Origin of the sequence: Streptomyces sp. SLBN-118 (assembly GCF_006715635.1) — a bacterium.
In the GTDB taxonomy this organism is placed as follows: domain Bacteria; phylum Actinomycetota; class Actinomycetes; order Streptomycetales; family Streptomycetaceae; genus Streptomyces.
The window spans coordinates 530,886-543,764 of the sequence record NZ_VFNP01000002.1 but is presented as its reverse complement, the minus strand read 5'-3'; the positions used below and the strand labels follow the sequence as shown (position 1 = coordinate 543,764).

The following is a 12,879-nucleotide window of genomic DNA, read 5'->3' as shown; positions in this document are numbered from 1 at the left end:
CGTTCCCGGCCGGCCTTCAGGTGGGAATTCCTTCGCGCTTGATCCGGGGCACCGGGACGCCGAGCGCGCGCAGTTGCTCGCAGGGGTTCATGAACTCGCGGTTCTGCTTGATCTTTCCGTTGTCGAGCAGGAAGGAGTGCAGGAAGTGGTTGTGGTAGTAGCCCTCCGGATAGCCGGGGAAGAGGATCTTTCCGCGGCCTTCGCACTCGACCCAGAAACGGTTCGGGTCCTGTGTTTCGAAAATCTGGATGTTGTACCACTCCCAGTCCGGGAAACAGGCCAGCGACCAGACGGCATGCTCGGCCAGCCTGTCCTGGCCGGCGATGACGATCGGTTCCCCGCTGTCGGTGGTCCACAGTCCGCCGCTGCCGTCCGGGGTGAACAGTTCGTGCCGGCGCAGCCGGTCGGGGCCGGTGGTGTGCATGTACTTCTCGACGGTGGAACGGTTGGTGCGGCGCAGTTCGGCCGCATCGGTGAAACCGTGCGTCCTGACGGCGTCGGACATGGCTCTTCCCCCTTGGTACGTGGACAGGCGCAGTGAGCGGGCGGTCAGCGCGATCGTCCAGGTGCGCACTCGGGATCGGCTCGGCGCCTGCTCGGGGCCTGCCTGAGGCGCGGTGGACCGCGGGCCGCTCCACGCCGTGACACCGGGCTCCCCGCCCCGGTCGAGCGCAGACAGCAGCGGGCCCCGACCTGTTGCCGGTCGGGGCCCGCTGTGCAGCCCGGTCAAGGTTCTGGCCGGGCGGCTGTCCGTCACATGTGCGGCGCTGTTCCGAGCTGCGCGGACGCCGATTCGAGCGCGGAGAGCACGGGGGGCCGGACGGGTGCGGGGGCGGCATGGCAGGTGAAGCCGAGCCGGGTGAGGGCCCTGGTGACTTCGCCGGCGGTGAAGTCACGGCGGTCCTGACCAGTGATCACCTCGCCTACCTGCTTGACGGGGAACGTGCGGCGGCCGATGGTCACTGACTCGGCCGTGACGGGTTCGGGCTTGATGCCCTTCATCGATTCCTGCACGTCACTCTTGACCAGGTCGAAGGGGAAGCGGGCAATGACGCAGCGCATAGTGCCTCAACAGGGTTGGAGGGATGGGCGGACACGGATGCCGGCCAGGGGGAGATCAGCTTCCGAGGGCGAGGACGCCGAGGATGTACCCCTCTTCGTCCACCACGGGCGATGTGCCGAGGGCTCGGGCCCGCATGGCGTTCTCCGCCTCGGGCAGCGAGGTCTCTGACAGGGTGAAGGGTCCGCGGTCGTGGACGATGTCCCGCAAACGCGTGTCCTCGGTGTACCAGGACCCGCCCCGGTACGCGGTGAGCTGGGTGCGTGAGACGAGACCGGCACAGCGATCGTCCTCACCGCGGACGATCAGGTGCCCCACGCCGGCGCCGATGAGAACGGAGAGTGCGTCGTCGACGATCATGTCGTCGCCGACCTGCGGTCCCGGTGAGGTCATGGCGTCGGCGGCGGTCAGTCTGGTGCGGTCCGTCTGCCGTGGCTGCGTGAGAATCAGCGTCAAAGGGACACCTTTCGTGTCGTGTTCCGTGGATCAGTCGGCCGGGCGTGCGCCGGGCTGCGATGTCATGCGGCGTTCTTGAACGAGGACGGGCGCTGCGAGGTACCTGTCCGCCCCTGGGACGCAGCGCGGGTGCGGCGAGCCTGGGAGGGACGGCTGCGCTTGCCGCGGGAGGACGAGGAGCCGCTCTTCGCACGCTCCGCCACCGGTGCGCTGACGGTGACGGGAACACCCGAGGGCGCCTGGGCGCCGGTGATACGGCTCAGTTCGGCCTCGCCGGAGCGCACCTGGGCGATGTGCGGGGTGATGCCGGCGTCCGCCATCAGGCGGGTCATGTCGCGGCGCTGATGGGGAAGGACCAGCGTGACCACGCTGCCCGACTCACCGGCGCGGGCGGTGCGGCCGCCCCGGTGCAGGTAGTCCTTGTGGTCGCTGGGGGGATCGACATTGACCACGAGGTCGAGGTTGTCGACATGGATGCCGCGGGCCGCGACATTGGTGGCCACCAGTGCCGTGACATGACCGGTCTTGAACTGGGCCAGGGTCCGGTTGCGCTGGGGCTGCGACTTGCCGCCGTGCAGGGCCGCGGCGCGTACGCCGCTGCTGAGGAGGTGCTTGGTGAGCTGGTCCACAGCGTGCTTGGTGTCCAGGAACATGATCACTCGCCCGTCGCGGGCAGCGATCTCGGTGGTGGTGGCGTGCTTGTCGGCGCCGTGGACATGCAGTACGTGGTGCTCCATGGTGGTGACCGCGCCTGCCGACGGGTCGACGGAGTGGACCACCGGGTCGTGCAGATAGCGGCGGACCAGAAGGTCGACGTTGCGGTCGAGGGTGGCGGAGAAGAGCATCCGCTGGCCCTCGGGGCGTACCTGGTCGAGCAGTTCGGTGACCTGCGGCATAAAGCCCATGTCGGCCATCTGGTCGGCCTCGTCCAGCACGGTGATGCCGACGCGGTCCAGGCGGCAGTCGCCGCGCTCGATGAGGTCCTTGAGCCGACCGGGGGTTGCCACGACGACCTCGGCCCCGCCGCGCAGCGCACCGGCCTGGCGGCCGATCGACATACCGCCGACCACGGTGGCCAGTCGCAGCTTCAGCGACCTGGCGTACGGGGTGAGCGCGTCGGTGACCTGCTGAGCCAGCTCGCGGGTGGGAACGAGGACCAGGGCAAGCGGCTGCCGGGGCTCGGCGCGCCTTCCCTCGGTCCGCGCCAGCAGCGCAAGGCCGAACGCGAGGGTCTTGCCGGACCCGGTGCGTCCACGGCCCAGCACGTCCCGGCCGGCCAGGGTGTTCGGCAGGGTGGCCGCCTGGATCGGGAACGGCACGGTCACTCCCTCGGAGCGGAGCGCCGCCAGCAGGGGTGCGGGCATCTCCAGGTCCTCGAAGGCCTCGACGCCGGGCAGCGCCGGGGTGATGGTGACGGGCAGGGCGAACTCTCCCTGGCGTGCCGCGGGGCGGCGCCCGTAGCCGCCGGAGCGGCTGGGGGCGGCCGAGCGGCCCGGAGCACCCTGGCGTCCCTGCGACTGCGCACGGAAGCCGCCGCTCCTGCCGGAAGCGGCGTTTCCCTTGCGGGCGCGTGAATAGCGGTCGTTCGTACGGGCTGTGCGGTTCATGCAGAACCTTCCTCGATGCGGCACGTATCGAGGGGTTCCCGGCAAACATGAGCAGCCAAGGGAATCGCAAGAACGAGCCGGAGTGAAAACGAAGACGAAGTACGGCCGCCGGAAAAGCGGCGGGGCCGTTACGTCAGATGACTGACATGCGCCGGAGCGGCTGCGATGCCGAATCATGGGTGATCGGGCGGACCTGTGTCAGGCAGGGGCAGGGGGGCGGATCGACCGCCCTGAGGCGTGAAAACGTATGACGTCTCGCCGCGTTTGACGTCACTGCGGCCTGGCCGAAACTCGGAAAAGCAACGAGCTGGGGCCCGCACCCCAAGGTGCGGGCCCCAGCTGCGTTGTGCGTGTCAGCGTCAGGCGGGAACGATGTTCTCGGCCTGCGGGCCCTTCTGGCCCTGCGTGACATCGAAGTTCACCTTCTGGCCTTCCTGAAGCTCACGGAAGCCGGAGGTGGCGATGTTCGAGTAGTGGGCGAAGACGTCGGGGCCGCCACCCTCCTGCTCGATGAAGCCGAAGCCCTTTTCTGCGTTGAACCACTTGACGGTGCCAGTAGCCATGTCATTTCTCCTTCGGGGCAGTGCTTGGTGCTCGCACTGTGCGAGCTCCGTGTCGCCTTGATGATTGCCCCGTCCGGAAATTCATCCGGCAATACGTAAGCGCACGCTCCGGCCATTGATGCCGGAGCGGGCACTTGAAGTCTTTGGGAACCACAACTGCAACTGAGATCAAAGGTAGCACGGCGCAAGCAGTCGGGCGCGGCCAGTAATATCACTCCGCCCGTCGCACCATAAACCCTCATCGCTCGTTGCTCGAATATCTATGTCTGCCGTGACAGGTATCGGCTGCTTGTGTGCGTCGGCCGGGCTCGGGCCGCTGTCAGGATTCGGCCGCCCCGCTGGAGTCGGCCGTGGTCCGCCGCAGTTCCTCGTTGAGTCGCAGGGCTTCCTCGAGCTGGTCTTCCAGGATCACGATGCGGCAGGCTGCGTCGATCGGCGTTCCGCCGTCGACGAGCTCGCGTGCCCGGGCGGCGATGCGTAGCTGGTAGCGGGAGTAGCGTCGATGGCCGCCCTCGGACCGCAGCGGGGTGATCAGCCGGGCTTCCCCGAGGGATCGCAGGAAGCCGGGCGTGGCGCCGATCATTTCGGCGGCGCGCCCCATCGTGTAGGCGGGGTAGTCGTCATCGTCGAACCGGTCGGCGGCGGGCGAGGGGGTTTCTGGGGGCATTCGCACCTCTTCTGGAACGCGTCGAGGGGCCCCGATGCGTACACACCGGGGCCCCGAGGGGTATCAACACCATCTGCCGGCGCTGTGCGCTGGCTTTCGTATTCCGCAGGTCCGTCCTTGAGACCGGACGTGCGGGGATCGCTGATGCGTGACCGGGGACCACCTTCCAATCCGGGGCCTGTGGCACCCGGGCGGACAAGCCTCGCCCGGGCGATCCTGATGGCGTCTGCTCCTCTCCTTCTTCGGGGTGTACTGCTTCGGGCGTCTGGTGTCGCACGGCGTGGCCGTGCCTGCACTGCTCGCACCAGTCCGTTGCGTATCGCCGACTTGATCGGCTACGAAAAACTCTAGCCGGACGGTCGCTCAATTTCTACCTTGGCGGCCATAGATTTTCCCGGCCCGGGAGAGGCGCTTCCCGCAGCGCGACGCCGAGGGAGTCGGCTCCCATGGGCTTCGGCGCACCCTTCTCGTAGAAGACATCCAGTTCCGAGAGGGTGAACCCCGCGCTGGTCAGCATGTCGACGATCGGCCGGGTGAGATGACACCCGCCGAACAGCCGCTTGTTCACCGGCTCCAGGCGTCGTTGCCAGCGGCGGACGTTCTCGTCCCCTTCGGGGGCCAGCCCGTGCTCGACGAAGTGCAGGGCACCACCCGGTCTGAGGACGCGGCGCACCTCGCGCAGGGCGGCGTCGGCATCGGGAATGGTGCACAGCGTCCACGTGGACAACGCGGCGTCAAAACTGGCGTCTTCGAAGGGCAACGACTGTCCGTCCAGCCCGGCGCGCCGCACCGGGACCCGGGACGCCCTGACACGCTCGCCGGCAAGCCTCCATCCGGCATCGGAGGGCTCCACCGCGGCCACGCCGGTGACTGCCGGGGGGTAGAAGGGAACGTTGTGCCCCGTCCCGAACCCGATCTCGACGACTTCGCCCTTGAGGCCCGCGCAGACTCGGCGTCGCAGCGGGCGGGCTGTCTTGGCACCGCAGGCGACGTCGACGACCCGCGGCAGGACTCGCTCGGCGTAGAACCCCATGGCGACCTCCGCGTCTCCCGACCAGCATCGCACCGGAGCGGCTCGGACGCAGTGGCGGACGGGCTGTTGGCCTGCCTCGCGGCGGTGCCGAGCCACGAACGAGCGGGGGCGACTGCTCCCGCTGTGGCGGGCGAGTTGAGCGCCGCTGGCGGGTCTCGCCGCGAGCGGCGACTTACCCGCGGAAACATCTATCCCCGCAGGGCTCACTGCTTCACTATGGGCTCTTGTTTCTTGCTGGTAACACCGGCGTGTTGCCCCTGAGCAGCAGTTCGGTCGCGCCGTGAACGAGGAGTCAAGAGGGTGCCAGAGCTCCACCAGATCGGTCCCGGTCCCGGGGACGAGACGCCGGTCTACGCCGCCCTGTCGGACGCGGAACTCACCGAACGCGTCCGCGCCGGCGCTCCGGCCGCCCATCCTGCCGCGCAGGAGCTCAAGCGTCGCCACCTGCCCGCCGCCCTCACCTACGCCCGGGTCTGCGGACGCAACCCGGCCGCCGGGCACCAACTGGCGGTGCAGGCCTTCGACCTGGCAGTTCAGGAGGCGTGCCGGGGCATCGAACCCCGGGGGAACTGGCGGCACCATGTCCTGATGCTCGTTCAGCGGGTGGGTCTCAACTGGGCCGCCGGCAGCCGCCGGGACCGGCTCGAATCCGGTTTCGCCGTATGGATCGACGAGTCGGCCGACTTCACCGCGCCCGGTGTGCCGCTGTCCCGGCTCCGGTTCGAGGCGTCGTCCGCGATGCTCACCGGTTTCTACCGGCTGCCGGAGCTGACACGGGGCGTCCTGTGGTACGCGGTGGTGGACGGGGAACAGGACGCCACCGTCGCCACCTTCCTCAACATCCGGGCCGCTCTCGTTCCAGAGCTGCGGGAGAGGGCGCAGGACGCCATGCGTCAGGCTTATCTGCTGGCGTATCTGGAGCGTGGCGGGGACAAGAAGTGCCTGGGCTTCCGCCGCATCATCGAGGCGGCGGCGCGGCCCGGCGACCGGCGTCACAGCGATGATCTGACGCTCCACCTGGCGGAATGCCCCAGCTGCACCCGGTTGCTCGCGGAGCTGGCGCGGATGGGGAACGATCCCCGTGCCGTGTTCGCCGAAGGACTGCTCGGCTGGGGCGGATCGGCCTACGCGGCCCGCGGTCCGGTGCGCGCCCTGCTCGATGCCGTACCGGCGCAGGCCGACCGGTCGAAGGCCATGGCCACCACGTCGGCCTTCGCCGTTTCTGCGAGGCCCCACCAGCGCGGCGGGACATCTCGGACGGACGCGAGGTGGCCGTCCCGGACCGTCGTCATCATCGCTGTGGCCGTCGCGGGCGCCGTCGTCGCCGGCACACTGCACGCCTCCGAGGATTCCGGTCCGGCACGCGTCCGTGCGAAGGAGCCCCCGCTCAGGGAGAGCTGGCCCGCCGTTGCCCCGCCCGCCCCCGCTCCGAAGAGTCCCACCCAGCAGCCGTCGAAGAAGCCCTCACCCTCGCCGAGCCCCACCCCCTCGGCCACCGTCCCCAACACCCCGTCGCCCACTGTCTCGAAGAAACTCCGGCGCCCGCCGTCGCCGATCGTGGCCGGCGGCGGCTATACGCAGGTCGTGAACGCGGATTCCGGGCTGTGCCTGGACATCGTGGACGGGGTGATGGAGAACCGTACCGACGTCTTCACCGCCCGCTGCGACGGCGCCCGGACCCAGAAGTGGAGTCTGGACTCCATCGGGCTCCTGCACAGTTACGAGGACCCCGACTACTGCCTGGACTCGCGCGGCAGCACCGACCGGGGCGTCGGTATTTGGACCTGCTCCTCGGTCGAGGGCAGGAACGGCCTGAATCTGCTCTTCACCGTCGATGGATCGGGCGCCGTACGCCCGCAGATCGCGCCGGACTTCGCCCTTGAACCCCTGGGCAACTGGGAGGGCGGTTTTCTCGACTTCGACCCCGCGGACGGCGACAGCGACCAGCGGTGGACCGCCGGATCCGCCCCGAGGAACTAGCAACCTCCAGTAACAAGATCCAGTCACAAGATCCAGTAACAAGGGGACGGCGTCAACTGGTTCACCCTCGCCGCGTACCCTTCCCGCGCGGGCGACCGCGGTGATTGAACGGAAGCCGCAGGCAGGCCGTACACATGTGCGCGGCCCCCGGCCTCTCTTGCCGGGACCGCCACCACCCGGCTTCGTACGGAAGGACCCCCGCGTGTCGCTCTTCACGCGCTCTGTTCAGCTGCCGCACTCGGACCAGGCACCCACGGAAGAGGGCCCGGCGCCGGACGGCCCCTGGGAGGGCACGCCGGACGACACCGCCGCAGGCCGGGACAGCACCGCGGGTGACGCCACCGGTGACGACCCTGACGCCGCTGCCGCCATCGGCTGGCGCGACAGGCATCCGGCCGCGGTGCGTGCGGTGGCGTGGACGACCACCGCCCTGGCCGCCGTGCTCGTGTTCTTCGCTCTCCTCATGCCGCAGGACGCCGCACGCCTCACGCCGAGCACGTTCGTACGCATACCGGTGGAGGGGATATTCGGCGCCGCCGTACTGCTTGTCCTGCCGCCGAGGGCAAGGCGTGCGGCGGCGGCGGTTGCCGGGGCGGTCCTCGGCGTGCTGACCCTCCTCAACTTCCTTGACATGGGCTTCCACGAGGTCTTCGGCCGGGGATTCAACCTCGTGCTCGACTGGATTCTGCTCGACGACGGCGAGTCGTTCCTCCAGGACTCGATAGGCAGGTCGGGCGCGATCGGTGTCGTCGTCGTGGTCGTGATCCTCGTGCTCGCCCTGCTCGTCCTCATGACGCTGGCGGTCGTCCGGCTCAGCAACCTCATGGCCCGGCACAGCGCCGTGGCGATCCCTACGACTCTGGTACTCGGGACCGCCTGGATAACCTGCGCGGCGCTCGGCCTCCAGCTCGCCGGTGCGCCGGTTGCCTCCAGGAACACCACTGCGCTCGCGCGCAACCGTGTGGACCTGGTGAACGCGACCCTGAGGGATGAGAAGGCGTTCGCCAAGGAGGCCGCGGTCGACGCCTTCGGTGACACCCCGCCCGACCAGTTGCTGACCGGACTGCGCGGCAAGGACGTCATCTTCACCTTCATCGAGAGCTACGGCCGCAGCGCGGTCGAGGACCCGGAGATGGCGCCGCGGGTCGACGCGGCGCTCGCGGACGGGACCAAGCGGCTGCGCGCGGCCGGGTACTCGGCCAGGAGCGGCTGGCTCACCTCGCCGACGTACGGCGGCGGCAGCTGGCTGGCCCACTCCACCTTCGCGTCGGGCCTGTGGATCGATAATCAGCAGCGTTACCGCACCATCACCGCCGGGGATCACCTGACCCTCCCGAGCGCCTTCCGCAAGACGGGCGCCTGGCGGACGGTCGGCATCATGCCGGGCGTCACCAAGAACTGGCCGGAGGGAAAGTTCTACGGCTTCGACAAGGTCTACGATTCGCGGCATCTCGGGTACGAGGGCCCGGAGTTCAGCTGGTCGACCATGCCGGACCAGTACGCCCTGAAGGCATTCGAACGCCTCGAGCACGGCAAGAAGCACGACAAGCCGCTCATGTCGGAGATCATCCTGACCTCCAGCCACAACCCCTGGGCACCCCTCCCCAAGACCCTGGACTGGGACGCGGTCGGTGACGGCTCCGAATACGACGCCATCGAGAAGGCGGGCAAGGACCCCGTGGACGTGTGGAAGGACACCGGCGAATTGCGCGGTGAGTACGCCAAGTCCATCGAGTACTCGCTGAACAGCCTCACCTCCTACGTGGAGAAGTACGGCAACAAGAACACCGTGCTCGTCTTCCTCGGCGACCACCAGCCAGTGGCGAAGGTCTCCGGCAAGCACGCCAGCCGGGACATACCGATCGCGATCGTTGCCCACGACCCCGCCGTGCTGGACCGGATATCCGGCTGGGGCTGGCAGGACGGCCTGAAGCCCGCCCCCAAGGGCCCGGTCTGGAAGATGGACACGTTCCGCGACCGCTTCCTGAAGGCGTACGGCCCGGCGCCCGGTGCCACGCCTTCCCCGTCGGCCCCGTGACAGGGCTCGCGCGGGCACGCGCACAGGCGTCATGCCACCAGGGGCCGGTCCGTTGCGGCAACGGGGGCCGGGAGCACGGTGGAGCCGGTCAGATAGCGGTCCGCGGCCGCCGCCGCGGAGCGCCCCTCCGCGATGGCCCACACCACCAGGGACTGGCCTCGTCCCGCGTCGCCCGCCACGAAGACCCCGTCGACCGCGGGGCGGCCCGTCGTCCCGGCGCGCTCCGTCGATTCGGCGGTCTCGGCCGCGAAGGCGGCGTCCCGCGCGAAGTTCTGCCGCTCGTCCAGCGTGAGCCTCAGCTGCTCCATCAGACCGGAGCCCCCTTCGGGACCGGAGAAGCCGAGGGCGAGCAGTACCAGCTCCGCCGGAATGATCCGCTCGGTGCCGGGCCGCGGCCTTCTGCGTCCGGGTTCCACTTCCGACAGGTGCAGTGCGCGCACATGTCCGGCCGGGTCCCCTTCGAAGCGGAACGTGGCGGAGGCGAAGACCCTTGGATCCGTGCCCTCCCGGCCCCGGGCCTCTTCATGGGCATGGGAGATCCGGTAGACCTTCGGATAGGTGGGCCAGGGCTCGGCGTCCGGCCGGGAGCCGCCCGGCTCCGGATTGATGTCCAGCTGCATCACGGAGACCGCGCCCTGGCGCAGGGCGGTGCCCAGACAGTCCGAGCCGGTGTCCCCGCCACCGACGATCACCACGTGTTTGCCCTCGGCGGTGACGGGAGGCGAGGCGTAGTCTCCCTCCCCGACCCGGTTGGCGAGGGTCAGGTAGTCCATGGCCTGATGGATGCCGCACAGCTCGCGGCCGGGAACGGGGAGCTCCCGCTGCAGGGTGGCTCCGACGGCGACGACCACGGCGTCATGCCGCCTTCTGAGCTCGGTGGCGTCGAGATCGTGGCCGACGTCCACACCGGTGCGGAACTTGGTGCCCTCCGCCCGCATCTGCTCGATGCGGCGGTCCAGGTGCCGCTTCTCCATCTTGAAAGCGGGGATGCCGTAACGCAGCAGCCCGCCTATGCGGTCGGCCCGCTCGTAGACGGCGACGGTGTGACCGGTCCGGGTGAGCTGTTGCGCGGCGGCCAGTCCGGCGGGTCCGGACCCGATGACGGCGACGGACTTACCGCTGAGGCGCTCCGGTGGCTGGGGGGAGGCGTACCCGTGCTCCCAGATCTGGTCGGCGATGGCCTGTTCGACGTTCTTGATCGTCACCGGATCGGCGTTGATGGCCAGCACGCAGGCGTCCTCGCAGGGCGCGGGGCACAGCCGTCCGGTGAACTCGGGGAAGTTGTTCGTCGCGTGCAGCCGCTCGGCCGCTGCCCGCCAGTCGCCGTGCTTCGCGTACGCGTTCCACTCGGGGATGAGATTGCCCAGCGGGCAGCCGCTGTGACAGAACGGTATGCCGCAGTCCATGCAGCGCCCCGCCTGCTCCGACACAAGGGGCAGCAGGACCTGTCCCGCGTAGACCTCGTTCCAGTCGCTCAGCCGCTCTTCGACGGGGCGCGCAGGGACGGGCCGGCGGGGGACTTTGAGGAAGCCGAAGGGGTCGGTCATGCGCCGCGCCTCCATCGTTCATTTCGCGGTGCAATGCGGCGTAATGGTCAGCCTACGCCTGCTTTGTCGCGGCTCATTGATCAGTCGCCCTCCCCCAGCGCGCTGCGAGCACGCTGTTCCTGGAAAGGCCAGGGCTGGGGCTTCGGCGGCTCGGTCGACGTCGAGGCCATCGACCCCTGGAACCGCCGGTCGCTACGGCTGGATCGGCGGCACCGGAACGGCAGCGCAGATCACCTCATCCACCGGGGCCGTCACCGTCCTGCTCAGCCAGCTGGAGATGGCCGGACCGACTCCACCGGATCTGATGCGGGACTTCTGGCGCTACGCTGCCGACGCCTGAGGCCGGGCGGGGGCGATGTGTTTCCGAAGGTGTCGCTGCTGGTCGACGTGTGTGCATGCCTTCACTTAGCTAACGAATGAGCGCCGTTGCTATCTCGTTAGGATTGTACTTCTTGACGCTTTTATGGGGGTGCAGTTGACTTCCAGCCACCTCGGCCGCAGCAACGCGGTCGGCCAGGGAGGTTGAGTTCCACAGATGAACGCACTACTGCGTCGTTCCGCCGTTGTTGTCGCCGCTTCCACCATGAGTGTTTCGCTCGCTGCCTGCGGCGGCGATGAGGGCTCGGGCGTGAGGATAAGCGACGACATCACCGTCGGTCTGCTCCTTCCGGAGAACGAGGCTGCTCGCTACGAGAAGTTCGACCTGCCGGTCATCAAGGAGAAGATCGGGCAGCTGACGAACGACAAGGGCAAGGTCGTCTACGTCAACGCGAAGCAGGACGCGACGCTGCAGAGCCGGCAGGTCGAAACGATGATCGCCGACAAGGTCGATGTGCTGATCGTGGACGCGGTGGACTCCAAGGCCATCGCGGGCTCGATCAAGAAGGCCGACGAGGCGGGTATCCCGGTCGTCGCCTTCGACCGCCTGGCCGAGGGCCCGATCGACGCCTACACGTCGTTCGACAACGAAGAGGTCGGCCACGTCCAGGGCAAGGCGCTGCTCACGGCCCTCGGCTCCAGGGCCAAGGACGGCCAGATAGTGATGATGAACGGCGCCGTCACCGACCCGAACGCCGCCATGTTCAAGAAGGGCGCACACACAGAGCTCGACGGCAAGGTCAACATCGGCGAGGAGTACGACACCAAGGACTGGAAGCCGGAGAACGCCACCGCGAACATGGTGGCGGCGATCGAGTCGATCGGCAACGACAAGATCATCGGTGTCTACTCCGCCAACGACGGCATGGCGGGCGGCATCATCACCGCACTGAAGTCGGCCGGTATCTTCCCGGTCCCGCCGGTCACCGGCCAGGACGCCGAGCTCGCCGCCGTGCAGCGGATCGTCGCGGGGGAGCAGTACGCCAGCGTCTACAAGCCGTACGCGCCGGAGGCGGCGGCCGCCGCCGAGATGGCCATCCTCCTGGCCAGGGGTATGGAGCTCGGCATGGCTCAGACGGACGTCGACAGCCCGACCACCAAGTCCATCCCCTCGGTGCTGGTCCCGGTCATCTCGCTGACCAAGGAGAACATCCAGGAGACGGTCATCAAGGACGGCGTCTACACGGCCGCTGAGATCTGCACCCCGAAGTACAAGGCGGCCTGCGGCGAACTCGGTCTGAAGTAGGGCCTCACCCGGCAGCGGCGGCATCGCGACAGCGGCGGTGCCGCCGGCCGGATCCCCTGGCGTGAGCTCTCAGCCCTGGTTGCCGGACCAGTCCTGGTCCCCGCTGTCGCTGTCGGTCGCGCTGCTCAGCACCGTGAAGTTCTTGTCCAGGTGGACATCCGTCTGCTGGCCGTCGGCGAGCGTGACCTCGATGCTCCGACCCACCTGAAGGGACGCTGAAACGGCAGACGGGATCGTCACCGCCCGCGGCACCTCCCGTCGCCCGAACTCCCACCCGTCACCTTGGCCATTCCCATCGCTTTCG

The 12,879-nt window shown here is 68.7% G+C and carries 12 protein-coding genes and 1 pseudogene; 4 read left to right on the top strand and 9 right to left on the bottom strand.

The annotated features are described in order from the left end of the window. Positions 1–16: 16 nt before the first annotated feature. The 7 genes from FBY35_RS21040 to FBY35_RS21010 form a co-directional block, all read right to left on the bottom strand. Positions 17–505: a PhzA/PhzB family protein gene (locus FBY35_RS21040; protein WP_142215551.1), complete on the bottom strand. Its 489-nt coding sequence runs from the start codon at positions 503–505 to the stop codon at positions 17–19. Positions 506–753: 248 nt separating this feature from the next. Then, positions 754–1,062, bottom strand: a complete 309-nt coding sequence (locus tag FBY35_RS21035) for an SCO5918 family protein (protein ID WP_142215550.1) — start codon at positions 1,060–1,062, stop codon at positions 754–756. A 55-nt stretch (positions 1,063–1,117) separates the two neighbouring features. Continuing rightward, entirely contained in the window at positions 1,118–1,516 is a 399-nt protein-coding gene (locus FBY35_RS21030) for a CBS domain-containing protein (protein ID WP_142215549.1), read from the bottom strand. A gap of 62 nt (positions 1,517–1,578) precedes the next feature. Further along, positions 1,579–3,123: a DEAD/DEAH box helicase gene (locus FBY35_RS21025; RefSeq protein WP_142215548.1), complete on the bottom strand. Its 1,545-nt coding sequence runs from the start codon at positions 3,121–3,123 to the stop codon at positions 1,579–1,581. Between the two features lie 359 nt (positions 3,124–3,482). Beyond that, complete coding sequence (locus FBY35_RS21020) at positions 3,483–3,686, bottom strand: cold-shock protein (protein ID WP_142215547.1); 204 nt, start codon at positions 3,684–3,686, stop codon at positions 3,483–3,485. Positions 3,687–4,005: 319 nt separating this feature from the next. Beyond that, positions 4,006–4,353 carry a MerR family transcriptional regulator gene (locus tag FBY35_RS21015; RefSeq protein ID WP_142215546.1) on the bottom strand — a complete coding sequence of 116 codons (348 nt, stop codon included), beginning with the start codon at positions 4,351–4,353 and terminating at the stop codon, positions 4,006–4,008. A gap of 370 nt (positions 4,354–4,723) precedes the next feature. Then, positions 4,724–5,386 carry a class I SAM-dependent methyltransferase gene (locus FBY35_RS21010; RefSeq protein WP_142215545.1) on the bottom strand — a complete coding sequence of 221 codons (663 nt, stop codon included), beginning with the start codon at positions 5,384–5,386 and terminating at the stop codon, positions 4,724–4,726. Between the two features lie 300 nt (positions 5,387–5,686). Here FBY35_RS21010 and FBY35_RS21005 point away from each other — a divergent pair, with 300 nt between their 5' ends. Together FBY35_RS21005 and FBY35_RS21000 are read left to right on the top strand one after the other, a co-directional pair. Continuing rightward, a complete protein-coding gene (locus FBY35_RS21005; RefSeq protein ID WP_142215544.1) occupies positions 5,687–7,366 on the top strand; it encodes an RICIN domain-containing protein in 1,680 nt (559 codons plus the stop codon). Positions 7,367–7,568: 202 nt separating this feature from the next. After that, positions 7,569–9,404: a sulfatase-like hydrolase/transferase gene (locus FBY35_RS21000; RefSeq protein WP_260848769.1), complete on the top strand. Its 1,836-nt coding sequence runs from the start codon at positions 7,569–7,571 to the stop codon at positions 9,402–9,404. Positions 9,405–9,433: 29 nt separating this feature from the next. Here FBY35_RS21000 and FBY35_RS20995 read toward each other — a convergent pair whose 3' ends face one another. Beyond that, positions 9,434–10,951 carry a glutamate synthase subunit beta gene (locus tag FBY35_RS20995; RefSeq protein WP_142215543.1) on the bottom strand — a complete coding sequence of 506 codons (1,518 nt, stop codon included), beginning with the start codon at positions 10,949–10,951 and terminating at the stop codon, positions 9,434–9,436. Positions 10,952–11,046: 95 nt separating this feature from the next. Between FBY35_RS20995 and FBY35_RS38100 the strand changes: the two are divergent. Together FBY35_RS38100 and FBY35_RS20985 are read left to right on the top strand one after the other, a co-directional pair. Next, a pseudogene (locus FBY35_RS38100) lies at positions 11,047–11,291 on the top strand (serine hydrolase); the annotation flags it as partial. A 195-nt stretch (positions 11,292–11,486) separates the two neighbouring features. Continuing rightward, positions 11,487–12,575 carry a sugar ABC transporter substrate-binding protein gene (locus FBY35_RS20985; RefSeq protein ID WP_186357028.1) on the top strand — a complete coding sequence of 363 codons (1,089 nt, stop codon included), beginning with the start codon at positions 11,487–11,489 and terminating at the stop codon, positions 12,573–12,575. A gap of 69 nt (positions 12,576–12,644) precedes the next feature. On the opposite strand, the gene FBY35_RS37360 is transcribed toward FBY35_RS20985, so the two are convergent. After that, positions 12,645–12,779, bottom strand: coding sequence for a hypothetical protein (locus FBY35_RS37360; protein WP_260848768.1), 135 nt, complete (start codon positions 12,777–12,779; stop codon positions 12,645–12,647). Positions 12,780–12,879 lie beyond the last annotated feature (100 nt).

Bases quoted from the DNA above. Each gene is read 5' to 3' on its own strand.
- FBY35_RS20985 (WP_186357028.1), top strand. From the start codon at position 11,487: ATGAACGCACTACTGCGTCGTTCCGCCGTTGTTGTCGCCGCTTCCACC.
- FBY35_RS21010 (WP_142215545.1), bottom strand. From the start codon at position 5,386: ATGGGGTTCTACGCCGAGCGAGTCCTGCCGCGGGTCGTCGACGTCGCC.
- FBY35_RS21020 (WP_142215547.1), bottom strand. From the start codon at position 3,686: ATGGCTACTGGCACCGTCAAGTGGTTCAACGCAGAAAAGGGCTTCGGC.
- FBY35_RS21015 (WP_142215546.1), bottom strand. From the start codon at position 4,353: ATGCCCCCAGAAACCCCCTCGCCCGCCGCCGACCGGTTCGACGATGAC.
- FBY35_RS21040 (WP_142215551.1), bottom strand. From the start codon at position 505: ATGTCCGACGCCGTCAGGACGCACGGTTTCACCGATGCGGCCGAACTG.
- FBY35_RS21025 (WP_142215548.1), bottom strand. From the start codon at position 3,123: ATGAACCGCACAGCCCGTACGAACGACCGCTATTCACGCGCCCGCAAG.
- FBY35_RS20995 (WP_142215543.1), bottom strand. From the start codon at position 10,951: ATGACCGACCCCTTCGGCTTCCTCAAAGTCCCCCGCCGGCCCGTCCCT.
- FBY35_RS21035 (WP_142215550.1), bottom strand. From the start codon at position 1,062: ATGCGCTGCGTCATTGCCCGCTTCCCCTTCGACCTGGTCAAGAGTGAC.